This window comes from Sphingomonas kyeonggiensis (assembly GCF_014204495.1).
In the GTDB taxonomy this organism is placed as follows: Bacteria; Pseudomonadota; Alphaproteobacteria; order Sphingomonadales; family Sphingomonadaceae; genus Sphingomonas; species Sphingomonas kyeonggiensis_A.
This window is the reverse complement of sequence record NZ_JACHLN010000001.1, coordinates 444,694-471,015: the sequence shown is the minus strand read 5'-3', so window position 1 is coordinate 471,015 and position 26,322 is coordinate 444,694. Positions and strand designations below refer to the sequence as shown.

30 protein-coding genes are annotated in these 26,322 nt (G+C 67.2%); 9 read left to right on the top strand and 21 right to left on the bottom strand.

What is annotated here, in order from left to right; all coding sequences use genetic code 11:
• Window positions 1–4 precede the first annotated feature (4 nt).
• From HNP52_RS02370 to HNP52_RS02360, 3 genes are all read right to left on the bottom strand, one after another.
• A complete protein-coding gene (locus HNP52_RS02370; RefSeq protein ID WP_184161944.1) occupies window positions 5–619 on the bottom strand; it encodes a hypothetical protein in 615 nt (204 codons plus the stop codon).
• Between the two features lie 2 nt (window positions 620–621).
• Complete coding sequence (gene mdh, locus HNP52_RS02365) at window positions 622–1,584, bottom strand: malate dehydrogenase (protein WP_184161941.1); 963 nt, start codon at window positions 1,582–1,584, stop codon at window positions 622–624.
• Between the two features lie 215 nt (window positions 1,585–1,799).
• Window positions 1,800–2,207, bottom strand: coding sequence for a VOC family protein (locus HNP52_RS02360; RefSeq protein WP_184161938.1), 408 nt, complete (start codon window positions 2,205–2,207; stop codon window positions 1,800–1,802).
• Between the two features lie 52 nt (window positions 2,208–2,259).
• Between HNP52_RS02360 and HNP52_RS02355 the strand changes: the two genes are divergently transcribed.
• Window positions 2,260–2,808, top strand: a complete 549-nt coding sequence (locus HNP52_RS02355) for a winged helix-turn-helix transcriptional regulator (RefSeq protein WP_184161935.1) — start codon at window positions 2,260–2,262, stop codon at window positions 2,806–2,808.
• Here the strand turns inward: HNP52_RS02355 and HNP52_RS02350 are convergent.
• From HNP52_RS02350 to sdhC, 10 genes are all read right to left on the bottom strand, one after another.
• Window positions 2,805–4,637, bottom strand: a complete 1,833-nt coding sequence (locus HNP52_RS02350; protein WP_184161932.1) for a glycoside hydrolase family 2 protein — start codon at window positions 4,635–4,637, stop codon at window positions 2,805–2,807. The genes HNP52_RS02355 and HNP52_RS02350 overlap by 4 nt on opposite strands.
• A gap of 119 nt (window positions 4,638–4,756) precedes the next feature.
• Window positions 4,757–5,869, bottom strand: a complete 1,113-nt coding sequence (gene zapE / locus HNP52_RS02345) for a cell division protein ZapE (protein ID WP_184161929.1) — start codon at window positions 5,867–5,869, stop codon at window positions 4,757–4,759.
• Window positions 5,866–6,330 carry a PaaI family thioesterase gene (locus HNP52_RS02340; protein WP_184161926.1) on the bottom strand — a complete coding sequence of 155 codons (465 nt, stop codon included), beginning with the start codon at window positions 6,328–6,330 and terminating at the stop codon, window positions 5,866–5,868. The genes zapE and HNP52_RS02340 overlap by 4 nt, the downstream gene beginning before the upstream one ends.
• Window positions 6,331–6,334: 4 nt before the next feature.
• Window positions 6,335–7,120 carry a succinate dehydrogenase iron-sulfur subunit gene (locus HNP52_RS02335; RefSeq protein WP_184161923.1) on the bottom strand — a complete coding sequence of 262 codons (786 nt, stop codon included), beginning with the start codon at window positions 7,118–7,120 and terminating at the stop codon, window positions 6,335–6,337.
• A 58-nt stretch (window positions 7,121–7,178) separates the two neighbouring features.
• Window positions 7,179–7,781, bottom strand: a complete 603-nt coding sequence (locus tag HNP52_RS02330; RefSeq protein ID WP_184164918.1) for an ATP-dependent Clp protease proteolytic subunit — start codon at window positions 7,779–7,781, stop codon at window positions 7,179–7,181.
• 277 nt (window positions 7,782–8,058) lie between these two features.
• Window positions 8,059–9,033, bottom strand: coding sequence for a C13 family peptidase (locus tag HNP52_RS02325; protein WP_260395866.1), 975 nt, complete (start codon window positions 9,031–9,033; stop codon window positions 8,059–8,061).
• A gap of 84 nt (window positions 9,034–9,117) precedes the next feature.
• Complete coding sequence (locus HNP52_RS02320) at window positions 9,118–9,669, bottom strand: hypothetical protein (protein WP_184161920.1); 552 nt, start codon at window positions 9,667–9,669, stop codon at window positions 9,118–9,120.
• A 217-nt stretch (window positions 9,670–9,886) separates the two neighbouring features.
• Window positions 9,887–11,689 (bottom strand): succinate dehydrogenase flavoprotein subunit, encoded by a 1,803-nt coding sequence (gene sdhA, locus HNP52_RS02315; protein WP_184164912.1) that lies wholly within the window; start codon window positions 11,687–11,689, stop codon window positions 9,887–9,889.
• Window positions 11,686–12,075 (bottom strand): succinate dehydrogenase, hydrophobic membrane anchor protein, encoded by a 390-nt coding sequence (gene sdhD / locus HNP52_RS02310; protein WP_184161917.1) that lies wholly within the window; start codon window positions 12,073–12,075, stop codon window positions 11,686–11,688. The genes sdhA and sdhD overlap by 4 nt, the downstream gene beginning before the upstream one ends.
• A complete protein-coding gene (gene sdhC / locus HNP52_RS02305) occupies window positions 12,068–12,493 on the bottom strand; it encodes a succinate dehydrogenase, cytochrome b556 subunit (protein ID WP_260395865.1) in 426 nt (141 codons plus the stop codon). The genes sdhD and sdhC overlap by 8 nt, the downstream gene beginning before the upstream one ends.
• A 193-nt stretch (window positions 12,494–12,686) precedes the next feature.
• Here sdhC and HNP52_RS02300 point away from each other — a divergent pair, with 193 nt between their 5' ends.
• The 5 genes from HNP52_RS02300 to HNP52_RS02280 all read left to right on the top strand — a co-directional run bounded on the left by HNP52_RS02300 (window position 12,687) and on the right by HNP52_RS02280 (window position 17,896).
• Window positions 12,687–14,030, top strand: coding sequence for a methyl-accepting chemotaxis protein (locus tag HNP52_RS02300; RefSeq protein WP_260395968.1), 1,344 nt, complete (start codon window positions 12,687–12,689; stop codon window positions 14,028–14,030).
• A gap of 10 nt (window positions 14,031–14,040) precedes the next feature.
• Window positions 14,041–15,411, top strand: a complete 1,371-nt coding sequence (locus HNP52_RS02295; RefSeq protein ID WP_260395864.1) for a methyl-accepting chemotaxis protein — start codon at window positions 14,041–14,043, stop codon at window positions 15,409–15,411.
• Window positions 15,412–15,526: 115 nt separating this feature from the next.
• Window positions 15,527–16,228, top strand: a complete 702-nt coding sequence (locus HNP52_RS02290) for an SDR family NAD(P)-dependent oxidoreductase (RefSeq protein WP_184161908.1) — start codon at window positions 15,527–15,529, stop codon at window positions 16,226–16,228.
• Window positions 16,218–16,922 (top strand): hypothetical protein, encoded by a 705-nt coding sequence (locus HNP52_RS02285; RefSeq protein WP_184161905.1) that lies wholly within the window; start codon window positions 16,218–16,220, stop codon window positions 16,920–16,922. The genes HNP52_RS02290 and HNP52_RS02285 overlap by 11 nt, the downstream gene beginning before the upstream one ends.
• The gene (locus HNP52_RS02280) at window positions 16,922–17,896 is read left to right on the top strand and encodes a 50S ribosomal protein L11 methyltransferase (protein ID WP_184161902.1); all 975 of its coding nucleotides are present in this window, start codon (window positions 16,922–16,924) and stop codon (window positions 17,894–17,896) included. The genes HNP52_RS02285 and HNP52_RS02280 overlap by 1 nt, the downstream gene beginning before the upstream one ends.
• Window positions 17,897–18,004: 108 nt before the next feature.
• Here HNP52_RS02280 and HNP52_RS02275 read toward each other — a convergent pair whose 3' ends face one another.
• Both HNP52_RS02275 and phhA read right to left on the bottom strand, forming a co-directional pair.
• Window positions 18,005–18,541, bottom strand: a complete 537-nt coding sequence (locus HNP52_RS02275) for a DUF6882 domain-containing protein (protein ID WP_184161899.1) — start codon at window positions 18,539–18,541, stop codon at window positions 18,005–18,007.
• Window positions 18,541–19,410 carry a phenylalanine 4-monooxygenase gene (phhA, locus tag HNP52_RS02270; protein WP_184161895.1) on the bottom strand — a complete coding sequence of 290 codons (870 nt, stop codon included), beginning with the start codon at window positions 19,408–19,410 and terminating at the stop codon, window positions 18,541–18,543. The genes HNP52_RS02275 and phhA overlap by 1 nt, the downstream gene beginning before the upstream one ends.
• 47 nt (window positions 19,411–19,457) lie before the next feature.
• Between phhA and HNP52_RS02265 the strand changes: the two genes are divergently transcribed.
• Window positions 19,458–20,090 (top strand): TIGR02117 family protein, encoded by a 633-nt coding sequence (locus HNP52_RS02265; protein WP_184161892.1) that lies wholly within the window; start codon window positions 19,458–19,460, stop codon window positions 20,088–20,090.
• Complete coding sequence (locus HNP52_RS02260; RefSeq protein WP_184161889.1) at window positions 20,087–20,797, top strand: triacylglycerol lipase; 711 nt, start codon at window positions 20,087–20,089, stop codon at window positions 20,795–20,797. Before HNP52_RS02265 ends, HNP52_RS02260 begins: the two co-directional genes overlap by 4 nt.
• On the opposite strand, the gene HNP52_RS02255 is transcribed toward HNP52_RS02260, so the two are convergent.
• Genes HNP52_RS02255 through HNP52_RS02235 form a run of 5 tightly spaced genes read right to left on the bottom strand, consistent with a single transcriptional unit; the run spans window position 20,794 to window position 23,149 of the window.
• Entirely contained in the window at window positions 20,794–21,222 is a 429-nt protein-coding gene (locus tag HNP52_RS02255) for a DUF5990 family protein (protein ID WP_184161886.1), read from the bottom strand. The two genes, HNP52_RS02260 and HNP52_RS02255, sit on opposite strands and share 4 nt — an antisense overlap.
• An 11-nt stretch (window positions 21,223–21,233) precedes the next feature.
• A complete protein-coding gene (locus tag HNP52_RS02250; protein ID WP_184161884.1) occupies window positions 21,234–21,533 on the bottom strand; it encodes a putative quinol monooxygenase in 300 nt (99 codons plus the stop codon).
• Window positions 21,534–21,536: 3 nt separating this feature from the next.
• A complete protein-coding gene (locus tag HNP52_RS02245) occupies window positions 21,537–22,166 on the bottom strand; it encodes a hypothetical protein (RefSeq protein WP_184161881.1) in 630 nt (209 codons plus the stop codon).
• An 8-nt stretch (window positions 22,167–22,174) separates the two neighbouring features.
• A complete protein-coding gene (locus HNP52_RS02240; protein ID WP_116840148.1) occupies window positions 22,175–22,531 on the bottom strand; it encodes a GntR family transcriptional regulator in 357 nt (118 codons plus the stop codon).
• 18 nt (window positions 22,532–22,549) lie between these two features.
• Entirely contained in the window at window positions 22,550–23,149 is a 600-nt protein-coding gene (locus HNP52_RS02235; protein ID WP_184161878.1) for a nitroreductase, read from the bottom strand.
• A gap of 239 nt (window positions 23,150–23,388) precedes the next feature.
• On the opposite strand from HNP52_RS02235, the gene HNP52_RS02230 reads away from it, so the two are divergent.
• A complete protein-coding gene (locus HNP52_RS02230) occupies window positions 23,389–25,182 on the top strand; it encodes a peptide MFS transporter (protein ID WP_184161876.1) in 1,794 nt (597 codons plus the stop codon).
• Between the two features lie 369 nt (window positions 25,183–25,551).
• On the opposite strand, the gene HNP52_RS02225 is transcribed toward HNP52_RS02230, so the two are convergent.
• The gene (locus tag HNP52_RS02225; protein ID WP_184161873.1) at window positions 25,552–26,223 is read right to left on the bottom strand and encodes a spermidine synthase; all 672 of its coding nucleotides are present in this window, start codon (window positions 26,221–26,223) and stop codon (window positions 25,552–25,554) included.
• Window positions 26,224–26,322 lie beyond the last annotated feature (99 nt).

Here is a 26,322-nt window from a genome sequence, read left to right as displayed (position 1 = left end):
GCGTTCACTGGGCTCCAGGCGCTTTGGATTCGGTTAGGGAGGAGGAGCGCAGCACGACCCAGCCGCCATAGGCGGCGGCGGTCACGCGAACGTCCTCGCGAGCGGAAGTGGCAACCGACGCACCGACCGCGCTGGCGGTGGGGCGTGCGGAGAGCGGCACGGCGTCCTCATCGGGGAGGACGAGCTTGCGTGCAGCGGGATAATCCTCGTCGGACAGCGCGTACCACAGCACGATGCAGCTATCGCCGATCGGAGTGTGGCTGGGCTGGGCGGTGGGCGGCAGCAGATAGAGCTGGCCACCGGCGATCCGGTAAATCGTGTTGGGCACCTGCGCCGCGGTCGGCGCGGGCAGCTTCTCGGCCTCGGCACGCGTCGCGACGGTGCCGGCGCCGAGCGCGCGCTGCGCGGCGGCGGGCAGCGAGGCGAAGGTCATCGGCTCGGCGACGCTCTTGCTCAGCCGGACCGCGCCGCTGATGCAGGCAGCCTGGAACAGCGGCACCGGCTCGGCGGGGGCCGTGGGCGTGGCCTCCTGGGCCATTGCAGGCGCCGGCAACAGCGAAGCCGCGCTTGCACAGGCAAGCGCGGCGATCGCGAGCAGGCCGGAGCGCTGCGCAGTCATGATCAGGCGAGCGAGCCGTCGATCGCCTTGCAGGCGACCAGCAGTTCCTTCACCGCGTCGACCGAGACCGTCAGATTGGCCTTGGCCTCGTCCGACAGCTTGACCTCGACGATCTTCTCGACGCCGTCCTTGCCGAACAGGACCGGCACGCCGACGTAGAGATTGTCGACGCCGTACTGGCCGGTCAGGTGCGCGGCTGCGGGCAGGATGCGCTTCTGGTCGTAGAGATAGGCCTCGGCCATCGCGATCGCCGAGGTGGCGGGCGCATAGAAGGCCGAGCCGGTCTTGAGCAGCGCGACGATCTCGCCGCCGCCGCCACGGGTGCGCTTGACGATCTCGTCGATCTTTTCCTTGGTCGAGAAGCCCATCTCGATCAGATCGGCGACGGGGATGCCCGACACGGTCGAATATTCGAGGACCGGGACCATGGTGTCGCCGTGGCCGCCGAGCACGAAGGTGTTCACGTCCTTGACCGACACGCCGAATTCCTCGGCGAGGAAGTGGCTGAAGCGGGCCGAGTCGAGTACGCCGGCCATGCCGACGACCTTGGTGTGCGGCAGGCCCGAGAATTCGCGCAGCGCCCAGACCATCGCGTCGAGCGGGTTGGTGATGCAGATCACGAACGCGTCGGGCGCATGGGCGGCGATGCCCTCGCCGACAGCCTTCATGACCTTGAGGTTGATGCCGAGCAGGTCGTCGCGGCTCATGCCCGGCTTGCGGGCGACGCCGGCGGTGACGATGATCACGTCGGCGCCCGCGATGTCGGCATAGTCGTTCGAGCCGATGATCTTGGCGTCGAAGCCCTCGACGGGGCCGCACTGCGACAGGTCGAGCGCCTTGCCCTGGGGCACGCCTTCGACGACGTCGAACAGGACGATGTCGCCCAGGCCCTTGAGTGCTGCGAGGTGCGCGAGCGTACCGCCGATGTTGCCGGCGCCAATCAGCGCGATCTTCTTGCGGGCCATGGATACTCCCTATGGGTCTGGTTCAACCGGACACCAGCACGCACGTACCGGCGTGCCGGTGAAAGCGGTGGCGGCTTAGGCCCATAATAGGAGAGTCGCAACCCATGAAAAAGGATGGGCTGCGATTATCTTTGCAACTAATTCGCAACTGCAATAAGGGGTTGCGCCGCCTTGCTCGCGGGCATGCGGCGCTTCCCCGGCCTGGCGGATCGGGCTCAGCCGCCCTGCATCAGATCCTGGTAGAGCATCAGCGCATTGCCGTCGGGATCGTAGAAGGTGAGCAGCCGGACCATGCCTGGTATATCCTGGATCGGTCCATCCTGCCGCACGCCCGCGGAGTCGAGCACCTTCTGCGCCGCTTCGATGTCGACGACCCCGAAAGTGAGCGTGGCGCCGCCGCCCTGGATCACGCTCTCGCGCTGGGCAAGGCCGACATTGACGCGCGCCACCGGGCTCTCGAACTCGCACCAGGCGATCTCGTCGACGCGGTAGAGCAGGTTCATTCCCAGCACGTCGCGATACCAGGCGATGCCGGCATCTAGATCGGTGACGTTGATCGCGCAGGTCAGGCCGCCGTCATAGCCGAGTGCGGCGCGGGCAGAGGGTTCGAGCGTGGTTGCCATCCGGGTTCTCCGACTCTACGGTTACATTTATATAGTCGATATGAATTTGGTGATGGAGTCAATTCCCTCTGATCCGGCGCAGCTCCTGCGCACCTTGGAGTCCAATCGCTGGGCGATCCCGGTGCTGGCGCTGCTCCACCGCGAGCAGGGCGCGCGCTTCGCGGTGATGGCGCGCGCGTTCGACCTGCCGCACAACAGCCTGTCGCGCTGCCTGGCCTGGCTGCGGGAATGCGGCTGGGTGCAGCCCAACCCCGGTCATGGCCATCCGCTGCGCCCCGAATATGTGCTGAGCGATGCCGGCCGCCCGGTCGCGGCGCTGTGCGCACGGATCGAGGAAGCGCGGGCGCGGCTGCGGCTGGGAGCGGGCGACCTGCCGCGCTGGTCGCTGCCGCTGGTCGCCGGGCTGGGGCCGGACTGGGCGCGCTTCGGCGAACTCCAGGCGCGGCTGGCACCGGTCACCCCGCGTGCCCTCTCGACCACGCTCAAGGCCGTGATCGATGAGGAACTGGTCCGTCGCCGGCTCGAGGACCGCTATCCACCGCTGCCGCTCTATGCGCTGACGGGGAAGGGGCAGGAGCTGGCAGCGGCGCTGGCGGCCTAGCGTTCCGCCTTCTCCCGCGCGGCATAGTCTTCGGCCAGCACGCCGAACGCCTGCTTGCGCTGGCCGGTCTCCGAGATCAGCCCTTTGCGGTTCCAGCCCTGCTGATAGACCGGGTGCTGGCGGCGCGGGGAGCGGAAGTCCTTGAGGATCCAGGGGCTGAGGCCGCGCAGGAACGGCACCTTGGCCGCCATTTCCAGCGTGCGGCGATAATATTCGGCCTGATATTCCTCGCTGAACTTGTGCGGGGCCGCGGTGCCGTCGTGATAGCCATAGAGCGCATCGGCGCCGAACTCGGAGAAGATCAGCGGCTTGTTGACCGGGCTGGCCCAGGTGAAGCTCGGGATCGCGGCGAGCGGATCATCCGAATACCAGCCATTGTAGGTGTTGATCGCCATCACATCGAGATCGCCGACCAGCGGATCATTGATCCGCATCTCCTTGCCCTTGCGATCGCTGAGCAGCGCGGCGGTGACGAGCCGGCTGTCATCGAGCGCGCGGACATCGCCGATCAGCGTGCGGAGGAAGGCGTTGCGGGCGTCCGATACCGGCGTTTCGTTGGCGACGCTCCACAGCACGATCGCGGCGCGGTTGCGGTCACGGCGGATATTCTCGGCGATCATCCGGCGCGCGGTGGCGAGCGTATCGGCATTGCCCCAGGCGACGCGCCAATAGACCGGCACCTCGCTCCACACGAGCAGGCCCATCTCGTCGGCGAGGCGGGTGGTGCCCTCGTCATGCGGATAATGCGCGAGGCGCACGAAGTTGCCGTGCAGCCCCTGCTTGATCTCGGAGAACAGCGCCCGCGCGGCGGCGGGGCTCATCGCACGGACGGGATCCTTGCCCAATTCCTCCTCGTGCATCGAGATGCCGCGCAGGAAGATCGACTTGCCGTTGAGCAGGATCCGGTCGCCCTGCACTTCGATCGTACGGAAGCCGACACGGTCGGCGAAGCGGTCCGCGCCGGAGGCGATCTCGACGTCGTAGAGCTTCGGGTTCTCGGGCGACCAGCGCTGCAGGGCGCGCGGCGCCGGCAGGCTGGCGCTCCATTTGCCTTCGCCATCGGTGCGCCCTTCGAGCGTGGCGCCGAGCGTGGGGATGGCGAGGCGGATCGGCGCGTTCGCGGCCTGCGGCCCAAGCAGTTGCGCCGAGACCGCGATGCGGCCGTCCTTGCCCAGCCGGACGAACGCATCGTCCACGAATGTCTCGGGCACGGTGACCAGGCGTACCGAGCGGGTGATGCCGCCATAGGTCTCCCAGTCGGTGACCGGCGGCGGCACGTCGCTGTCGGTGCGGGCGGAATCGACGCCAACGGTGATCTGGTTGCTGCCCGGGCGCAGCCTGTCGGTCACGTCAAAGGCGAAGGGGGTGAAGGCGCCGACATGCTTGCCGACCGGCTTGCCGTTGAGGAACACGCTGGCGGCATAATCGGCGCTGCCGAAGCGGAGATAGACGCGCTTGCCCGGGCCCGCCGGCGTGTAGTCGAAGGTCCGCTGGTACCAGACCAGGCCCTGATAATAGCGCATCTCCGGGGCATGGCCGATCCAGCTGCCGGGCAGGTGCGTGATCGCCGAGCGCTGCATGTCGAACTCGAACAGCGCGGTCGGGCGCTTCTCGGCTTCATCGGCCTGGATCCTGTCCTGATAGCGCGCGGTGCTTTCGGAAGGCGGACCGCCATGAAAGCCGGCGACGCCGTCGCGATAGGGATCGACCGACCAGTGCCAGGCGCCGTCCAGGCTCTGGCCCGGGCGAAGGTCGGCCGCGACCAGGGTCTGCGCCGAAGCGCTCATGGGTGCCAGCAACGCCGCAAGCGCGAACCCGATCAGGCGCATAGTCTCTCCCTATTTTGCTTTTGCGGGGAGCCTATCGCGGGTCAGGCCATTCGGCCAGACCAATATACCGGGGTGGTTCTTTCTTTTGCTTCCCTCCCTTCCAGGGATGGGAATGGCATTCACTGCTCGCCGTGCCCTTCGGCCAGGTACGTCTCCGAGCGCATTTCCATCAGGCGGCTGACGGTGCGGTCGAACTCGAAGCGGCCGTCGCCGGTCTCGTACATGTCCTGTGGCTGGGCATCGGCGGCGGCGAGTAGCTTGACCTTGTGCTCGTAGAGCGCGTCGATCAGCGTGACGAAGCGCGCTGCCTCGTTGCGGTTCTCCGGCCCCAGCTTGGGGATGCCGACCAGGATCACGGTGTGGAAGCGCCGGGCGATGGCGAGATAGTCGGCGGCGCCGCGCGCCTCGCCGCACAGCCGCTTGAACGAGAACACCGCGACGCCCTTCAGGCATTTCGGCACATGCAGCTCGCGCCCGCCCTGCACCGGCAGCTCGCAGGTCGGGACATGGGCGCGGTCCTCGACCGGATAATCGGTCAGGCGGAAGAACGCTTCGGAAAGCTGCTTTGTGGCCTCGGGCCCGTTCGGCACCAGCCAGGTGTCCATCCGGCCGAGGCGATCGAGGCGATAGTCGGTCGGGCCGTTCAGCGTCAGCACGTCCATCTTCGCTTCGATCAGCTCGATGAAGGGGATGAACAGCTGGCGGTTGAGCCCGTCCTTGTAGAGGTCGCGCGGCGCCCGGTTCGAGGTGGCGACCATGGTGAGGCCATGCCCCATCATCTCGGTGAACAGGCGCGAGAGGATCATCGCGTCGGCGGGGTTGTTGACCACCATCTCGTCGAAGGCGAGCAGGCGGGTATCCTCGACCATCGCATCGGCGACCGCGACGACGGGATCGCGCGTGTCCCTCTTGCGCTCCTCGTTGAGCCGCTCATGCACTTCGAGCATGAATTCGTGGAAATGGACGCGGCGCTTCCGGCGGATGTTCACCGTCTCGTAGAACAGGTCCATCAGCATCGACTTGCCGCGGCCGACGCTGCCCCAGATGTAGAGCCCGCGCGGCGGCTCGGGCAGGCGGCCGAGCGCGCGCCACAGGATGCTGCCCTTTTTCGGCACCGCTTCCAGTTCGCCGGCCAGGCTGTTCAGCCGTTCGGCGGCGGCGGCCTGTTCGGGGTCGGGGCGAAGCTCGCCCGCGGCGACGAGGGCACGGTATTTCTCGATTACGCTGGTCATGATCTGGGCGGGGGCGAACTCTTGCGGATGGTGCCGAGGAAGCTGGCGACGGTCACATCGCCCTGGCGGACCACGCCGCGCAGGAACAGCATGCGGCCGGTCTCACGCAGCAGGTCGATCTCGGCTTCGGTATCGGTGCCGATCGCGCCGCCGGCGATGAACTGGATCGACATGTCGACGGTGGAGGCAGGGCCGGCGAGCACGCCGAGGCCGCGCGCGGCGGCGAACAGCGCCATGTCGATGAAGCCGGCGAGCGCGCCGCCATGGATATGGTCGCGCAAATTGGAGTGCTGGCGCTCGAAGCGGTGGCGGACCAGCGCGGTGCGCTCACCGCTCGCCTTCACCGAAAGCGCGCCGATGAAGCTGTTGAACCGGCCCTGGTCCAGAATCTGCCAGCGCTTCCAGCCCGGCAGGTCCGGATCGTCTTCGTAGAAGAAATGCTCGGGGCCGGGCTGGTTCACAGGATCAGAGCGTGCGCTCGGCTTCCATCTTCTTGATCTCGGCGATCGCCTTGCCCGGGCTCAGGCCCTTCGGGCAGACGTTCGAGCAGTTCATGATCGTGTGGCAGCGATAGAGGCGGAACGGATCCTCGAGATTGTCGAGGCGCTCGCCGGTCATCTCGTCGCGCGAGTCGGCCAGCCAGCGATAGGCCTGGAGCAGGATCGCCGGGCCGAGGAACTTGTCGCTGTTCCACCAGTAGCTCGGGCACGAGGTCGAGCAGCAGGCGCACAGGATGCACTCGTACAGGCCGTCGAGCTTCTCGCGGTCGGCCGGCGACTGGAGCCGCTCCTTGCCCGAGGGCGTGGTCGACACGGTCTGCAGCCACGGCTTGATCGAGGCGTACTGCGCATAGAAGTGGGTGAAATCGGGAACGAGGTCCTTGATCACGTCCATGTGCGGCAGCGGGGTGATGCGGATGTCGCCCTTGATGTCCTCGATCGCGGTGGTGCACGCGAGGCCGTTGCGCCCGTCCATGTTCATCGAGCAGGAGCCGCAAATGCCTTCGCGGCACGAGCGGCGGAAGGTCAGCGAGCTGTCCTGCTCCGACTTGATCTTGATCAGCGCGTCGAGGACCATCGGGCCGCATTCGTCGAGGTCGATCTCGAACGTGTCGTAGCGGGGATTCTCGCCCGAATCCGGATCGTAGCGGTAGATCTTGAACTTCTTGACGTTCTTCGCGCCCGGGTCCGCCTTGTGCTCCTTGCCCTTGGTGGAGATGCGGCTGTTCTTGGGAAGGCGGAATTCGGCCATCGAGGGGTTCCTTATGCTTGGCCGCGCGATAGCCAATCGAACCGCCGGGCTCAACCTCTCAGATGATATCAAGCACCAGACCGAGCGAACGGGCCTCTTCCGCCTCGATATACCAGTTGGCCGGCGCGCGCTCGGCGACTTCCTCGAAGCGCACTTTCGAGCCGGCGATGATGTCGCGAAAGCCCTCTTCCTCGATCCGCACCGATTCCTCGATCTCGTGCAGCTTGGCCTTGAGGCTGGCGACCTGCATGCGCAGCGGGCCGGACAGATCGAGCGTCGACTGGATCTGTCGCTCATGGATCATCAACCGAGTGCCGCGGGTGAGGAAGCGCTTGTCGGCGGGGAAGGCGGCCATGAAGGTCGCGCCGGCGGAGTAGACGGCGACCTTGCCGAGGAACAGCGTCTCGCGGCCAGAATAGTCGCGTAGCAGGCGGATCTCGTCGCCCATCAGCCGGGCGACTTCGGGGTCGCCGCCCAGGGTGGAAAGCGAGACGACGAGGCTGCCTTCGCGCGGAGCGGCGGCGAGCTGGTCGCGGAAGCTGGCGTACATCGCCTGGTCGACCGGGCCGGACAGAGCGACATGCGGGCGGGCGAGCAGCGGGTAGCGCGCGGCCTGGCTGTCGTCCTGCGGGCTGGCGGGGGCGTCGATCGCGTCGGTCATCGCCGCGGTAACTTCCGCGATCGGATCGGGTTCCAGCGGCGCGGGCGGAAGCGTGGGGGCGGTGGGCCGGGGTGCGATCACCCGGCGTTGGGCTTCGCGCCGCTCGACCCAGCGACGGACGAGGAAGGCGAAGCCGAAGGTGATCAGCAGGCCGAGGCCGACCTGGAGCACGCGATTGCGGAAGCCGCCGGGAAGCGCCTTCTGGATCGCCGCGGGGATCTGGTGTTCCAGATCGCCCGGGATCAACCGCTCCAGAAGAGTTTCCTCGGCTGCCATGCTATCCGCCGCGTTTGAGCATGTCGGTCGCCGGGCGGCCGACGGGTGGGGTGTCGGTCTGCGGCATGCGCGCCTCGAGCGGGGCGAGCCAGGTCGCGACATCCGCGCCGATCGTCACCTGCGGGTTGGACGGCATGACGCGCGCCATGCTTTCCCAGTCGTTGATCAGCATGCGCGCCTCGTCCGACGCCTTTTCGAGCGGCTGGCCCTTGCGCAGCGCATGGTTGATCATCGCATCGCCGAAGAAGGTCCAGTCGTTATCGGCCTGGCAGCCGAAGCTCGTGCGATCCGAGGAGGCGGCGGTGAACAGCGCGGTGGTGGGGCTGGAGAGCGGGCTGACAAAGATGCCCGAATAACAGGCCGAGAGAATCAGCAGCCGGTTTTTGATCCCCAGTTCGTCGAGGAGGGATTCGAGCCGCCGAGGGCTGAGGATGCCATAGCCCTCGTCGCCGTCATGATAAGCGATGCCAACCTTGGCACCGTGGCTCGTGGTGTAGAGGACGAGGACGTCCTGCTCCTTGTCCATCACCTCGGCAATGCGGGCGAGGGCGAGGGTGAGGCTGGTCAGCGAACCACCCGGCAGCTCGCTCGGCATGGAGCCGGCGGTGCCGCCAAGGACGATGGTGCGGCCGGCGGCGTCGAAGCGGCGCGACAGCACCTTGCCGGCCTCGCGCGCCTCGCGCCCGAACACCGGATCGCTGTCGAGCGCGACCGAGACGACATAGGCGTCGACCAGCGTCTTGCGCTGCGGCTGGAGCGCATTGAGCGCGACGTTGAGCTTGCGGGTATCGGCGAGCATCGCCCTGGCCGATCGGCCGCGCTGCAGCTCGGGGCCGGGATCGAGCCCTTCGATGCCGTCGGGCCCGGAGACCATCCCCGGCCAGTCCGCCTTGTGCTCCGGCGCCTTGTACTGGGCGGCGGCTGGCGTGACGGCGAGCGCGGCAACCGCCGCAAGCATGGCGAACGCGATACGCATGGGCAGGCGAGAACCCCCGATTTAGTTAACGACCACTCTCGCGGGTGCGAGAGCGGTGTCAAGCCATCTGGGGAGCGCCGGGCTTCAATGCCAGATGGCGGTGAGCGGATAGACCGCGATCAGCCAGGCCAGGCAGGCGATGACGATCCGCCGGTCCCGCGCGGCGATCGCCAGCAGGATCACCGGGAAGAACGACCAGGTGAGGACGAACAGCCGGAAGGTGAACAGGCCCTTCGTTCCCGCCAGCCCGATCGTCGTCGCCATCAGCGCGACGTTGCAGAGCAGCACGGCGGTCAGCACCTTGCCGCGGTGCCGGTCGAAATAGAGGTCGAGATCGCCCCATTCCTCGGGGTCGTCGGGGAAGATCAGCGAGGCGGCGACATAATAGACGGCGGTCACCAGGAAGCCGCAGAACAGCACCGGCCAGTTGAGCGGCAGCAGATCGCGCAGCGCCCAGCCATACATCCAGAAGGACACGACATCGCACGAGACGAAGACGCCGAGCAGGATGGTCGCCCAGCCGATCCGCACCTTGTGGCTCGCCTTGAGCGCGCGGGAGAGACCGCCAAGCCCCTCGGCGAGCGCGAGGCCGAGCAGCAGCCCGAAGAAGCTGAAGATGAATTCGAATGCGCTCATTGGTGCCCCCTTGTTGGTCCACTTTCGTGGGGGGCTGGGCGGTGTCAAGCGCACCCGCGATGTCGAAGGGGAAGACTGCATCGGCGCGTTCCATTGGGTCGCGGCCAGTCTGGCGACGCGTGATCACCGGTCAAAAGGAGCTATCGTGCAGATGAAATGCAAAAGGGCCCGCTCGCATATGGCGAACGGGCCCTTTCGGAAACCTGCTGTCGAAGGATCAGTACACCCGCTTCTTCGGCTTGATGTACTCGATCTCGTCGGTGAGCGTGTAGTCGTGGACCGGGCGGTAATCGATTTCGGTCTTGCCGCCCTTGCCGCCCCAGCCCTCGAAGGTGGCGACGGTGTGCTTCATCCAGTTCTTGTCGTCGCGCTCGGGGAAGTCCTCGTGCATGTGCGCGCCGCGGCTTTCCTTGCGGTTGGCGGCGCACTCGATGGTGACGACGGCCTGGCCGATCAGGTTGTCGAGCTCGAGCGTCTCGACCAGGTCGGTGTTCCAGATCAGCGAGCGGTCCTGGATGCCCACGTCCTGGAAGCCCTTGTAGACTTCCTTCATGTGCTCGACGCCCTCCGCCAGCAGCGCGCTGTCGCGGAACACGGCGCAGTGGCGCTGCATCGTCTTCTGCATGTCGGCGCGGATCTGCGCGGTCGGCTTCTCGCCCTTGGCGTTGCGGAAGTGATCGAGACGGCTGAGCGCGAACTCCTCCGAGCCCTTGGGCAGCTCGTTGTGCTTGGTGCCGGGCTTGATGATCTCCTTGAGGCGGAGACCGGTGGCGCGGCCGAAGACGACGAGGTCGATCAGCGAGTTGGAGCCGAGGCGGTTGGCGCCGTGGACCGACACGCAGGCCGCTTCGCCGACCGCGAACAGGCCGGGGACGACCGAATCCGGATCGCCGTCCTTATTGCGGACGACTTCGCCGTGATAGTTCGTGGGGATGCCGCCCATATTGTAGTGGACGGTCGGCACCACCGGCAGCGGCTGGCGGGTCAGGTCGACACCGGCGAAGATCTTGCCGGTCTCGGTGATGCCCGGCAGGCGCTCGTGCAGGATCTTCGGATCGATATGGTTGAGGTGAAGGAAGATGTGATCCTTCTCCTTGCCGACGCCGCGGCCCTCGCGGATTTCCATCGCCATCGAGCGCGCGACGACGTCGCGGCTGGCGAGGTCCTTGGCCGAGGGAGCATAGCGCTCCATGAAGCGCTCGCCCTCGGAGTTGGTCAGGTAGCCGCCTTCACCGCGCGCGCCCTCGGTGATGAGGACGCCGGCGCCGTAGATGCCGGTCGGGTGGAACTGGACGAACTCCATGTCCTGCAGTGCGATGCCCGCGCGCAGCGCCATGCCGTTGCCGTCGCCGGTGCAGGTGTGCGCCGAGGTCGCCGACTGGTAGACGCGGCCGCCGCCGCCGGTGGCGAGCACGACGGCGTGCGAACGGAAGCGGTGGATCGAGCCGTCTTCCATGCACAAGGCGATCACGCCGCGGCAGGCGCCGTCTTCCATGATCAGGTCGAGCGCGAAATATTCGACGTAGAAGTCGGCGTCATACTTCAGGCTCTGCTGGTAGAGCGCGTGGAGCATGGCGTGGCCGGTACGGTCCGCCGCGGCGCAGGTGCGCTGCACGGGCGGGCCTTCGCCCATGTTCTGCATGTGGCCGCCGAACGGGCGCTGGTAGATCGTGCCATTGTCGTTGCGGCTGAACGGCACGCCGGCATGCTCGAGCTCGTACACCGCCTGCGGCGCTTCGCGAACCATATACTCGATCGCGTCCTGGTCGCCGAGCCAGTCGGAGCCCTTGACGGTGTCGAACATGTGCCACGACCAGTGATCGGGCGTGTTGTTGCCGAGGCTCGCGGCGATGCCGCCCTGGGCGGCGACGGTGTGCGAGCGCGTGGGGAACACCTTGGTGATGCAGGCGGTCTTCAGGCCGGCTTCGGCGCAGCCCATGGTGGCGCGCAGGCCCGAACCGCCGGCGCCGACGACGACGGCATCATAGGTGTGGTCGATGATCTTGTAGGCGGACATCAGAGCGCAGCTCCTGCCGTGAAGGCGATCTTGAGGATCGAGAAGATGGCGAGCGTGCCGGTCGTCAGCGTGAAGAAGTTGAGCAGCACCATCAGCACGATGTGCACTTCGTCATGGATATAGTCTTCGATCACCACCTGCAGGCCGAGGCGGAAGTGATAGAAGGTGGCGATGACGAGCAGGATCAGCGGCACGGCGACCTGGGTCTGGGCCAGCCAGTGGCGGACCGTCTCGAAATCATAGGCCGGCAGCAGCGCGATGCTGAGCACGAACCACAAGGTGAGGATCAGGTTGGCGCCGCCGGTCAGCCGCTGGTGCCACCAGTGATGCGCGCCTTCCTTGGCGGAGCCGAGGCCGCGGACCTTGCCGATGCTGGTGCCGTTACCCATTGGTCTTACCCCAGATGATGAAGCCCCAGAAGGCGATGGTGAGGAGGATCGCGGCGACATAGGTCAGCAGCGCGGTCGTCTTGTTGGCCTTGAGCTCGAAATTGGCGCCCTGGTCCAGGAAGAAGTGGCGCACGCCGGTGCTCAGGTGCTGGAAGAAGGAGTAGGTCAGGCCGATCCCGAAGACATAGCCGACGATGTTGAGCGCGCCGGACTTCACCGTGAACAGGTCGAGGAAGCAGGCATAGGCCGCCGGGCCGGAAGCCAGCGCGACAAGCCACCAGACGAACAGGATCGTTCCCACGGTCGCCAGCCCGCTGCCGGTAACGCGGTGCGTGATCGAGGCCGCCATCGACGGGCCCCATTTCCAGATCGACATATGCGGCGACAGGGGTCGCGCGGTGTTGCGCACATTGGCCAAGATTGAAGTCCTTCCTCGGTCGGTGCCCGTCTCCTTAGTCCGCATGTCGCCGGATGCAAGCTGGCATGCGCAACATCGAGCCTTGACTAACCCGGTCTTAACCAGTTCGCCCGCATATCGCGGAGCAAGTGGCCGATCGTCCCGCGGCCGCACAGGGGACTGTTCCGTGACCAACGCCGTTTCGTCCGAAGACCTGCCCATGCCGGGCACCGTGGCTGCCCGCATCGACGTGCGTGCGCGCCTGCGAATCTTCGACATCGAAGGATCGCTCGCCGCTTCCGGCCGCGCCGCCTGGGAAGCGCTGGAGCCCGAGATCCGCGCGGTTTCCGAGGCCTATTGGCATCAGTGGCTGCGCTGCTTCGCCGATGAGCGCAACTGGGCGCCCGACGACACGCAGAAGATGATCGATGTCGGCGTGGTCTTCCTCAAGAACCGCTTCCTCGATCCCGAGGGCCGGGCCTGGATCGAGTCGATCGAGCGTTCGGTCGCCGCTGCCTATGCCGCAAATGTGCCGCCGATGGCGCTGCTTTCGATGATCAGCGCGAGCGACCGGGCGGCGCTCGAGATCCTGATCCGCCGTGTCGGCGCCGAAAATGCGCGACTCGCGGGGCTGATCGACACGCTGATGCGCCTCTCGGCGCTCGAGGGCGACATCACGGTCGAGATCTACAACATGTACCGCGAGCACAGCGCCCAGGCGGCGCGCGACCGGCTCGCCGAGGATTTCCGCGATTCGATCGGCGGCACCGTCCAGCGCGCCTCGCGCGAAGGCGAGCAGCTCCGCGTCCAGGCCAGCCACACCTCGGCTTCGGCGCGCGGGATGCTGGGCAAGGCGAGCGAAGTCGCTGCGGCTGCCGAGCAGTCGGCGGTGGCGATGCGCGAAGCGGCGCAGACCGCCGCGGGCCTGATCCGCGCGATCGAAGACGCGCGCATGGAAGTCGAAGCGGCGGCGGGTATCGCCACGCGCGCTTCGAGCCAGGCGACCGATGCGGTCGGCATGAGCGAAGCGCTGAGCGATCACGCCAAGTCGATCGAATCGATCCTCGGCCTGATCCGCGACATTGCCGGCCAGACCAACCTGCTCGCGCTCAATGCGACGATCGAGGCGGCCCGCGCGGGTGACGCCGGCCGCGGCTTCGCGGTGGTCGCGCAGGAAGTGAAGAGCCTCGCCAACCAGACCGCCCGCGCCACCGACGACATCGCCGCCAAGATCGCGGCGATCCAGTCGGCGACGAAGAGCACGGTCGAGACCAATGCCTCGATCCGCTCGACGGTGACCGAGGTGCAGGAAAGCGCGAACCGCATCCGCGTCGCGATGGAAGTCCAGGCGCAGACGGTGACCGCGATCACCGCTGCGGTCGACGAGACCGCGCTCGCGGCCGACTCGATGTCCGCCACGATCGGTGCGATCCGTGAGGATACCGAGGCCGTGGCGAGCGAGATCGACCGGGTCGGCCAGGGCTTTGCCGCGCTCGAGGGGCAGCTCGGCAGCCTGAAGGGCAGCGCCAGCGATTTCATCGCCAAGGTCGCGGCCTGAGGGGGAGGACATGATGGTAGTTGCACGCGAACCCGGCCGCTGGAGCGGCGGCACGCGGACGGTGGAGGACCATCGCCGCGAATATGACTGGGATGGTGCGATCGAAGCGGGCTGCCGCGAGATCGTCACGCTGATCGGTCATCGCCAGCGCGAGATCGCCGAGGGCTTCTGGGTCCATTTCAAGGCGATGCCGGCGAGCCAGGCGATGCGCGAAGTGTTCGACGATCCCGCGCTCTACGAAGCGCAGGTCGCCAACGGCACGCGCTATGGCACGGTGAAGTTCGAGAAGCCGTTCAGCGAGGAATGGGTCGAGATGGTGTGCGCCTATGCCACCCAGACCTATGCGGCGGGCATCCCGCTGCCGGCGGTGGTGGCGGCATTCTCCTATGCCCATAGCGCGACGATGCGCGCGCTGCGCGAGGCGCTGCCCGGCGATGCCGAGAAGCTGGGGCGTCTCTGCGACATCGTCCAGCGCATGGCGATGGCCGAGGCCGACCTGATGGCCGGTCATCTCGGTGCGCGCGATGCGCTCTATGCCGACCAGGCGCGCCGCGACCGGTCACAGAAGTTCAAGGCGAGCATCGCCGAGTCGATCGAAGGGGCCACCGGCCTCGCCAACCGCATCCGGGTGCAAGCGCAGGGCGCCTCGGGCTCGGCGCGCGGGATGCTGGGCAAGGCGAGCGAAGTCGCCGCGGCGGCCGAGCAGTCGGCGGTGGCGATGCGCGAGGCGGCGCAGACCGCCGCGGGCCTGATCCGTGCGATCGAGGACGCGCGCATGGAAGTCGAGGCTGCTGCCGGTATCGCCACGCGCGCCTCCAGCCAGGCGACCGATGCGGTCGGCATGAGCGAAGCGCTCAGCGATCACGCCAAGTCGATCGAGTCGATCCTCGGCCTGATCCGCGACATTGCCGGCCAGACCAACCTGCTCGCGCTCAACGCCACGATCGAGGCGGCGCGCGCCGGCGACGCCGGCCGCGGCTTCGCGGTGGTCGCGCAGGAAGTGAAGAGCCTCGCCAACCAGACCGCCCGCGCCACCGACGACATCGCCGCCAAGATCGCGGCGATCCAGTCGGCGACGAAGAGCACGGTCGAGACCAACGCCTCGATCCGCTCGACGGTCAGCGAAGTCCAGGCAAGTGCCAACCGCATCCGCGGCGCGATGGAAGTCCAGGCGCAGACGGTGACCGCGATCACCGCGGCGGTCGACGAGACCGCGCTTGCCGCCGACTCGATGTCCGCCACGATCGGTGCGATCCGCGAGGATACCAAGTCGGTGACGCACGAGATCGATACGCTCCAGAAGGACGTCGCCGAAGTCGACGATCGCCTCCACAAGCTGCGCACCGCCGCGGAGAGCTTCTCGAGCAGCGTGGCGGCCTAGAACTTCGTCATTCCCGTGAAGGCAGGGATCCAGGGGCAAGCAGGACAGCACTTGCTACTCTGGACCTCCGCCTTCGCGGGGATGACGGGGACAGGGGGAAGCGCTACGCAGGCGCATGGCCACCCATATCCTCCTCACCGGCGCGAGCCGCGGCATCGGCGCCGCGATCGCCGAGAGCTTCAAGAACGATAATGTCCGCCTGATCGGCCAGGGCACGCGAAGCGGGATGCCCGCCGATTTCGCCGATCCTTCCGCGCCCAAGGCGCTGTGGAGCAAGGCGCTCGATGCGCTGGACGGCCGGATCGACGTGGTCATCAACAATGCCGGCGTGTTCGAGAGCAATCCGCTCGACATCGACCATGACGACTGGGTGGCGAACTGGGAGCGGACGATGCGGGTGAACCTCACCGCCTCCGCCGAGCTCTGCCGCCTCGCCATCTGCCACTGGCAGGCCGAGGGCCGCCCCGGCCGCATCGTCAACATGGCGAGCCGCGCGGCCTATCGCGGCGACAGCCCGGCGCACTGGCACTATGCCGCGTCCAAGGCGGGCATGGTCGGCATGACCAAGAGCATCGCGCGCGGCTATGCGCGCCAGGGCATCCTCGCCTTCGCGATCTGCCCGGGCTTCACCATGACCGGCATGGCCGACGAGTATCTCGCCAGCCGCGGTGGCGAGAAGCTGCTCGCCGACATCCCGCTCGGCCGGGTGGCGGATACTGACGAAGTGGCGGTGCTCGCCCGCTTCTGTGCCCTCAATGCGCCGCCCTCGATGACCGGGGCGGTGCTCGACATCAACGGAGCCAGCTATGTCCGATAGCCCGCCGGTCGAAGCCCCCAAGCCGTGGCGTCCCTCGTTCGGCGGCCAGATGGGGGCGCTGGTGATCGGTGCGCTGGCGATGATCGGGGCGATCGTCGGGCTGCTGGCGATCGTGATGGCCGTGGTGATGTTCTACGATGGCCCCCACCACCGGGAAGCGCCAGCGCAGGTCGAGGCCAAGGTCGCCAATGAGGTCTTCGCGGTCTCCGAAGTCACGCCGCTGCGCGGTATCAATCTCACCGAGATCGTGATCGCGACCGAGCGTTCGATCGGACGGGGTGGCGGGAGCTATTCGGCCGGCGAACCCGCGGACGATCGCAACGTTATCCTGCTCGACAAGGCCAGCGGCGCGAGCCGGAAGGTCCTGCCCGACAACAGCCGGCGGATCCTTGAGCGCCAGTATCTTGCCGGGGCCTCAGGCGGTGACGCGGCGCAGCAGAAGCCCGAGCCGCCCTTCGCTTACTATCTGTTCCGCGTCCGCGCGCAGGGCGGCAAGGAGGATGTGTTGGTCGGCGATCTCGCCACCGGGCGCCAGGCCTTCCTGCTCACCGGGCTGGACGGGGTCGACAAGATCTGGATGCAGAGCCCGACGCGCGTCGCATTGCTGATGCGCCAGGGCCGCAAGTTGCAATATCGCGCGATCGAGATTCCCGCCCTCAAGGTGGTCGTCGCGCGCCCTGTGGAGATTGATTGATGTCGAGCTGGAAGCTCATCCTGCCCTGCACCCGTGCCGAGGCTGAGGCGATCGATGCCGATGACGAGGTGGTGTTCCAGATCGAGCCGTCGCCGGTTCTGCTCACCAGCGAAGTGATCGCCGACGATCCGCTCGCCTGGCAGCTCGAGGCCTATTTCGACTCCAAGCCGAACAGCGCCGCGCTCGCCGCGGTGCAGGCGCTGGCGCCCAGTTCCAAGGGCGTGAAGGCCGTCGCCGAGAAGATCCGCGACGCCGATTGGGTAACGCTCAGCCAGGCGGGGATCGAGCCGGTCCAGGCTGGCCGTTTCTATGTCCACACCGCCACCAACAAGGGCAAGGTGCCGGCCGGGGCCAAGGCGTTTCGCATCGATGCCGGCCTCGCCTTCGGCACGGGTACCCACGAGACCACCTCGGGCTGCCTGATCGCACTCGACCGGCTCAAGGCCGAGGGCAAGCGCTTCGAGAATGTCCTCGACGTCGGCACCGGCACCGGGCTGCTCGCCTTCGCTGCGCTGCATCTCTGGCCGCGCGCCTATGCCACCGCATCGGACATCGATCCGCGCGCAGTCGAGGTCACGGCCGAGAACGCCGATATCAACCGCGTGCCGCTCGGCGGCGGGCAGGGCGCACTGGCGCTCGCAGCCGCCGCCGGCGTCGAGCATCCGCTGCTGCTCGGCCGGGCACCCTATGACCTCGTCATCGCCAATATCCTCGCCGGCCCGCTGGTCGAGCTGGCGCCGAGCCTGGGCGCGGTGCTGGCCGAGGGCGGCACGCTGATCCTGGCGGGGCTGCTGGGGACCCAGGCCGAGACGGTCGCCCAGGCCTATCGCCGCCAGGGGCTTCGCCTGGTCAACCGCACCGATCGCGGCGACTGGCCGACGCTGACGCTCACCAAGCGCGTGCGGTACGGCACCGAACGCGTGACCCGCCTCAGCCGCGGCAAGGGCGAGGCGCCGGGTTTCGGCAGCTGGTAGTACGCCAGCTCACCGGCATGCCTTCCGGCTCCCCGGCGTCCGCCGGGGCCCAGGGTTTCTCTGCCGAACCGCTTGTGACCCTGGGCCCCGGCTTTCGCCGGGGAACGGTTATCCTGCGTCAGTCCCGTCCGGCTTGCGGATCGAGACCGTCCCATAGGTCATGAACACATGCGTGCTGCCCGCCGGCCCGCGATAGCCGCCCTGCGCGCCGGCGAGATGGCAGGCCAGCGCGGTGAAGGTCCAGGCATCGGTCTCGTCGGTCTGGATCTTGCGCGTGGTCAGCGCCGCCAGCCCATAGCGCTCGCCGAATTCCAGCACGCGCCGCGCATCATGCGAAGCCGACTCGGGTACCGACGGGTGATCCCAGCCCCATAGCCAGCTGCCGTCGAGCGTGTTGAACGTGCCGATCACCTGCACCGGCGCGGTGATCTCCCAGCCCTTGTCGTTGGTGAAGCTGATCGTGCCGGCATCGAGATCGGCTTCCCAGGTGCCGCCCTCGCCCAGACCCCAGGTCGCCATCGCGAACTCGGTCTTGAGCTTCAGCTCTTCCTCGGCCCGGGCGAGGGTCAGGTCCGGCTCGGGCAGCGTCTCCGCTTCCGGCGCCGGCTTGCCGCCGCCGAACAGCTTCCTGAGGAAACCGACCATCAGGCAGCCTTGCCCTTCGCATATTCCTGCGTGCCGCGGGTGATGACATCATCCCCCGGCAGGATCTCCGCGATCGGAATGTCCGGCTTGCCGACGATCTCGTCATAGAGCGGCGCGAAATCGGTCTCGACCGTCTGGCGCAGCAGCTCGCCGAAGCTGGGAATGACGAAGTAATTCTGCTGGAAATCGTCGATCCGGTAATCGGTCTGCATCACCCGCTTCATGTCGAAGCCGATGCGGTTGGGGCTGCCGCTCTCCAGCGAGAAGACGCTTTCGGCCGAGGAAGAGACGATGCCGGCGCCGTAGATGCGCAGGTCATCGTCCTCGCGGATCAGCCCGAACTCCACCGTATACCAGTAGAGACGGCCGAGCTGCTTCAACGCGCCCAGCTCGAGCGCGCGGTTGCCGCCGCGGCCATAGGCCTCGAGATAATCGGCGAACACCGGATCGGCGAGCATCGGCACATGGCCGAAGACATCGTGGAAGACGTCCGGCTCCTGGATATAGTCGAGCTGGTCGGGCCGGCGGATGAAATTGCCGGCGACGAAGCGGCGATTGGCCATGTGGTCGAAGAACACATTGTCGGGCACCAGGCCCGGCACCGCCACCACCTGCCAGCCGGTCAGCTTCATCAGCCGCTCGGACAGCTCCTCGAAATTCGGGATGCCCGATTCGGACAGGCGCAGCGCGTCGAGGCCGTTGAGATAGGCCTGGCTCGCGCGGCCGGGCAGCAGTTTCGCCTGGCGCTCATAGAGCTTGTCCCAGGTCGCGTGTTCCTCGGCCGTATAGGCCTGCCAGTTCTGCGGGATCGTCCAGTCTGCCGACGCGCCTTCGGGCGGACGGTCGAGTACATGCGTGTCTTGCGCCATGGATCTGACATAGCATGGTGCGGGGCGGACGTGAAATGGGGAGGGCGATGTTGCGGATATTGCTGCGGCTGGCGGGAGCACTGGTGCTGGTGGTCGTGCTCTATCTCTCGGCCGCCGGACTCGGCGCCGGACTGGCGGTGAATGGCGGGCGCGAGCCGGTGACCACGGGCGTCCGCATCTATGTCGCCGACAATGGCGCGCATACCGATCTGATCCTGCCCGCCGCCGCCTTCCGCGATGTCGCCAGGCCCGAGCATCTCGCCGATCCGCGCTACGGCGCCGAGCCGTACATGGCGTTTGGTTGGGGCAATCGCGATTTCTACCTGCACACCGCCCAGTGGAGCGACCTCAACCTGTGGCGCACCGCCAAGGCGCTGGCCGGGGTCGGATCGACCGTGCTCCATGTCGCGCATATCCCCGAGCCGCGTGCCGGCGGATCGGTCCGCGCGCTGGTGCTGAGCCGCGAGGAATATCGCCGGCTGGTGGAATATGTCCGCGGCACCTTCGCGGCCGGGCCGGTGGTGCGCGGCTATGGCGGGCGCGACGCCTTCTACAGCGCCGAGGGCGGCTATAGCGCGATCAACACCTGCAACGCGTGGACCGGGCGGGGCCTGCGCAAGGCAGGGGTGCGCATGGGGGTCTGGACGCCGCTGCCCTGGGGGGTGATGCTGTGGCTATGATACCGAGGACCGCCGCCGATCCGCCGCCCAGGCTAACGCTCGCGATCGAGCCGGCGCGCGCCGCGCTCAACATCGCCGAACTCGTGGGTTTCCGCCTCGCCGGGCTTCCTCGGGGCGACGGCCGCCCGGTGCTGGTCTCGCCCGGCCTGTGCAACACCGATCGCTCGAACTTCGTGCTGCGCGCGATGCTGCGCCGGCTCGGCTACCGCCCCTATCCCTGGAAGCTCGGCCGCAATTTCGGCGTGCGCACCGTCGGCCCCGAATGCGAGCGGCTGATCGCGCGAGTCGAGGAGATCCAGCGCGAGACCGGGCAGAAGGTCACGCTGGTCGGTGTGTCGCTGGGCGGGGTGATGAGCCGCATCGTCGCGCATCGCCATCCCGAGCTGGTGCGCGCGGTGCTGACGATCAGTTCGCCCTTTGCCGGCCTGCCCAGCGCCACCAATGTCTGGCGCCCCTTCCAGCTGTTCACCGGCGAGAAGATCACCGATCCCGTCGTCGTCGGGCGGCTCCAGGAAGCGGCGCGGCCGCTGCCCATGCCCTCCGCCGCGATCTGGAGCCGCAGCGACGGGTTCGTGAACGGGCTGATCTGCCGCGAAGGCGAAGGCGCCGCCTGCCGCGCGATCGAGGTGCGCAGCAGCCATCTCTTCGTCCAGATGAAACCGAAGGTGTTGCGCGCCGTGGCGGAGACGCTGGGAAGCTGGATCTAGGCCGGGACGACGCGCCGTCCGGTCGCACGCACCGTGGCGCAGGCCGGGGTGCCGTCCTTGCCGGTGCCGTTGACGATGATCTCGAGGACGCCGCCGCGCGCCGCCTGCTCCAGCAGCGCCGGCTCGATATCATGGATGTCGATCTTCATCCGGCGCGACCAGGGCGAGCCATGGTCGCCCGCGGCTTGGCCGACACGGATATAGACGAAGCGCCGTTCCGGTCCTTCACGACGCACCTGGTCGCCGAAGAATTTGGGGCCGGGCTCGAAGCGCACGGGGAAGTCGAAATGCAGCGCCTCGCCCGCCAGGGACGTCTTCGGATCGAGCGGCAGGTCGTCCTTCGCCTGCAGGCTGTGCCGCACGCCGGCCACCGGCTGCTCGATGACGATCCGGAAGCGGACGGGGATCTGGTCAGCCTTGGCCATGCGGGAGGAACCTAGCAGGGCGCGCCGGCGTCGGTCTCGAACAAAGTCAGGTCGCGTTCGCCGATACCGAGTTCCGGCCAGGCGGCGCGCCAGGCCTGGATATGCGGGCTCGCCCAATGCGCCTCCAGCGTGGCGCGGTCCGCCCATTGCTCGGTGACGTGGACCAGCCCGGGATCGAGCACATCCTCGCCATAGCTGTAGTGGACGCATCCCGCTTCGGCGCGGCTGCCCTCCACCATCGCCGCCATTACCGGGCGCGCGGCGTCGAGATTGGCGGGAGGCAGGCGGAAAGTGCCGGTGATGATCAGCATGGGTTACTCCACTCGGGTGCTGCGCCAGCTCAGCGCAAGCAGCAGGAGCGCGATCGCGTGGCTGGCGAGGATCGCCACCGGCACGCCGCCCCATGCCGGTTCGGCGGGCAGCAATGCGCCGAACAGCATGCGCTTGAAGAAAAGGTCCCACAGCAGCGGCAGCACCAGCAGGGCGACGAAGCCGAGGATATGGTGGCGCGGCGGGAGCCGGCGCCAGGCATGGATCAGCGGCGGCGCGGCCAGCGCCAGCGTGATCGCCAGCATCGCCGGATAGCCCAACGTCTCGCCGAACAGCGCCCGGCCGATGATCCGTTCGTCGCCGCCGCCGCTCGCCACGGTGACGATCCGCGCGAGCGGCAGATTGGCGAAGATCAGGAACAGGCCGATCGGCCCGCGCAGCGCGACGCCGGCATAGATCAGCGCCCAGCTCAGCGCCGGGCCGACCAGTGCGGCGATCCAGGCGGCGGAGGCCAGGCAATTGTCGGGCAATACGAAGGTTGAAAGCGTCATGCCGCCCCAGGCGCCGCAGAGGATGCGGCCGGTCGCATGGTGGATCAGCTCATGCGCGCCGAGGCACAGCCAGGAAAGCGCGGCGAGAAACAGCAGCGCCGCCGCGCCGGGCCAGCGCGTCATTGCCGGGTTCAGGCGGTTTCGCGGTCGAGCAGTTCGTGCACGTCGAGGCCGAGCAGGGCGATATGCTCCTTCACGCGCGGCCAATAGCCGGTGAGGAAGCGCTCGCGCTCGGCGATGCGCAGCTTTTCCACCGCGCCCGGCAGCACGAACATGCCGACGCCGCGACGGACCTCGACATAGCCATCGTCCTGGAAGCTCTGATAGGCCTTGGCCACCGTCAGCGGATTGGCGCCATGTTCGGCGGCAAGCGCGCGCACCGACGGAAGCTGATCCCCTGCCCGGTATTGCCCGCGCAGGATCGCCGCGGCGATGCTGGCGCGCAGCTTGAGGTAGACCGGGCTGTCCTCGTGCTCTAGCGCTGTCATGGTGCTATAATACACCAATTAGGCGCCAGGTCCATACCCGGGATTCCACCTATGTGCGATTTCGGACAATTCGGGGCGGGGGCGCTCCTCCAGCGGCCGTTCCGGAGTTCCGATGAAGACGAATCCGGCGATCTTCTGGCCTTCGCCGCCGAACAGGTCGCGCACCGCGTCCGAATAGGCGGCCCAGCCGGTCAGCCAGCCGCCGGCAAAGCCCATGGCATGCGCGGCATGGAGCAGGTTCATGCAGGCGGCGCCGGCGGAGAGCTCCTGCTCCCACACGGGAATCTTGTGCGGCACCACGGGGGCGGAAAGCACCACCACCAGCGCGGGGGCCTGGGTGGCGAACTGGATCGCCGCTTCCTCGTCGCGCTCGGTGCAGCCTTCCTTCTCGCTGCGCAATATCGCGGCAAGCTTCTCGCCCAGCGCGACGCGCGCCTCGTCCGGCACCACGACGAAGCGCCAGGGGAAGAGCTTGCCATGGTCGGGCGTGCGCGCGGCGACCGCGATCATTTCGTCGAGCTGCTCGGGGCTGGGGCCGGGTGCGCCCAGATCGCGCGGCTTGCCGGAGCGGCGGGTGCGGAGCAGCGCGAGCGGGGAAGTGGTGTCGTTGAAGGTCATGCCGGGCATCTAGGGTGCGAGGGCCGCCCCGCCAAGCTGGCGACCGATCGAAAGCGATCCCCGGCTGATCGGATCGTCTTTCCCGCTTGCTTCGCCGCTCCGGCTTTCGCCGGATGACGGGTCGGGGCGCCATGCCGCGCAGAATCGCGCATGCTTTACAGCAGCTTCATTCCGTCTAGTTTGGCCGCCCATGCGCCGGGCTCCAGACCCGGAACCGATTTCAAAGGGCATTACACCGCATGGTAGACACTCCAACCGCCGATAGTCCGGCAGAGCCGGACATCACCCACGTCAATCCTGCGAAGGAAGCGACGTGGTTCGGGCATCCCCGTCAGCTGGCGCGCCTGTTCACCACCGAGATGTGGGAACGCTTCGGCTATTACGGCATGCGCGCGCTGCTCACGCTCTACCTGACGCAGCATTTCATGTTCGGCGACCGCGAGGCGACGGGCATCTATGGCGGGTTCACCGCCCTGGTCTACCTTACTCCGCTGGTCGGCGGCTATCTGGCGGACCAGTATCTCGGCTCGAAGCGCGCAGTGAAGTTCGGCGCGATCATCATGTCGCTCGGCTATGCCATCCTCTGCTTCGGCGGCCCGACCGCGACGCCCTATGCGACGATCGACGGCCAGCGCTACGAAGTGTCGATCGAGAAGCAGGCGGACAAGGAAGTCCGCTATGTCGTCGATGGCAGCAAGAAGCTCGAGATCAAGGGCAATGACGACGGCAGCGTCGACCTGCTCAATGCCGGCGCCGTCGAGCGCAAGGTCGAGAAGGGCAAGTTCGAGTCGAACGCGGACCGCAGCCCGCTCTATGTGATGGTGCTGCTCATCGCGCTGTCGATGGTCTCGGTGGGCAACGGCTTCTTCAAGCCGAACATCTCAACCATGGTCGGCGAGCTCTACGAACAGGGCGACCGCCGCCGCGACAGCGGCTTCACCATCTTCTACATGGGCATCAACACCGGCTCGCTCTTCTCGCAGATCCTCTGCCCCTGGCTGGCCGTCGCCTATGGCTGGAGCTGGGGCTTCGGCCTCGCCGCGATCGGCATGATGATCTCCTGGGCGCTGATCCAGTTCAACGGCGGCAAGCTCAACGGCTATGGCGAGCCCCCGGCCGGGCCCAAGGTGAACTCGCAGCAGTGGATCATCTATGCGGCCGCACTATGCGTCGTGCCGCTCTTCTACCTGCTCTATGTCAACCTGATGCACTCGGCCGCGCCGGCCGAAGGCTCGGGCTTCCTCGGCTATGTCGCCTCGCTGCCGCTGATGGGCAAGCTGCTGTTCGGCTCGTTCCTGCTCGGCGTGCCGGCGATCCTGATCTGGTCGTTCGTCGCCGGCAGCAGGACCGAGTTCCAGATGATGCTCGCCGCGATGGTGCTGATCGTCTTCAACGTCGTGTTCTGGACGCTGTTCGAGCAGGCGGGCTCGTCGCTCACCCTGTTCGCCGATCGCAACACCGACCTCTCGGTCTTCGGCCTGTTCACGATCACCGCCGGCCAGACCCAGTTCTTCAACGCCGCCTTCATCGTGCTGCTCGCGCCGTTCATGTCGATCATGTGGGGCGCGCTGGCCAAGCGCGGGCTCGAGCCGTCGATCCCGGTCAAGTTCGGCATCGCGCTGATCGGCGTGGCGGCGGGCTTCCTGCTGCTGGTCTGGGGCGCGGCCTATGCCGATGCCGGCTTCAAGGTGAGCATCTGGTGGCTGGCCGGCCTCTACTTCATCCACTCGGCGGCCGAGCTGTGCATCTCGCCGGTGGGCCTGTCGATGATCACCAAGCTCTCGATCGCGCGCATCGTCGGCCTGATGATGGGCGTGTGGTTCCTGTCGATCTCGGTGGCGCAGTATGTCGCCGGTGTGATCGCGCAGTTCGCCAGCGTCGATACGGTCGGTGGCCAGGTGACCAATCTCAAGGTCAGCCTCGATGTCTATGTAAAGGTGTTCACGACGATCTCGATCGCCGCGATCATCCTCGGCGTGCTGCTCCTGCTGCTGAGCTGGCCGCTGAAATACTGGATGCACGGCGTGAAGTAAGCGATGCCGCATTGCAGATGACGGAAAGGCCGGCCGCGAAAGCGCCGGCCTTTTTGTTGGGCGGCTACCCCACCGCCGGCAGGCATAAAAAAGGGGAGCGCGGCGGCTCCCCCTCTTTCGGTCGTGCGCGGCGCCGGATCAGGCGGCGAGGCGCAGCTCGACCGTTTCCTCAACCGGGGCGGCGGCAACCGGTGCCGGCACCGCAAACATCACCGGGCGACGTGCGGCGAGGAAGAGCGAGATAAGCGAGAACATCGGAAAACCCTTCTGCGTGCATTTGCTTGCTGCAATGCAACATAGACGGAAATGGTTCGGACATGCGCTTTCTGCAACTGCAATGAATCAGGGTGTGGATTGCAGTTTGTGCAATCAGCCTTTCCGCCCGAACCAGATCACGTGCCGCGGACCCTTGCCGTTGCTGCGTGCCCGCACGCCGACTTCCTCCACCTGGAAGCCGGTTTCCTTCATTCGCCGGGCAAAGGCGTTGTCGGGCGCGGCCGACCACACCGCCAGCACGCCGCCAGGCTTTAGCGCTTCCCACTGCTTCTGCAGCCCGCGGGGCGAATAGAGCCGGTCATTGGCATCGCGGGTCAGCCCGTCCGGGCCGTTGTCGACGTCGAGCAGGATCGCGTCATAGGTCGCGCGCGCCCGGCCGATCACCGCGGCGACATCGTCGAGCACCACTTCGACGCGGGGATCGTCGAGGCAGCCCGCGGCCAGCTCGGCCATCGGGCCCTTCGCCCATTCGATGATCTCTGGCACCAGCTCGGCGATGGTCAGTTTCGCGTCCGGCCCCAGCACCTGCTGGGCCGCGCGCAGGGTGAAGCCCATGCCATATCCGCCGATCAGCAGATGCGGCGCCTTCGTCTTCAGCCGCTCGCAGGTCATCGTCGCCAGCGCTTCCTCCGAACCGCTCATCCGGCTCGACATCAGCTCGTTGCGATCGAGCACGATCATGAAGTCGCCGCCGCGCCGGAACAGGCGCAGCGCCTCGCCCCCGCCGGGGACGATCGCGGTATCGATGAGTTCGCGTGGAGTCATGTGCCCCTTTGGCGCTTGCCGGGCCCGGCTGGCAATGCCGGAAACGAAAACGGCCCGGCATCGCTGCCGGGCCGCTTCGTGTCGGTAAGGCTGGAAAGG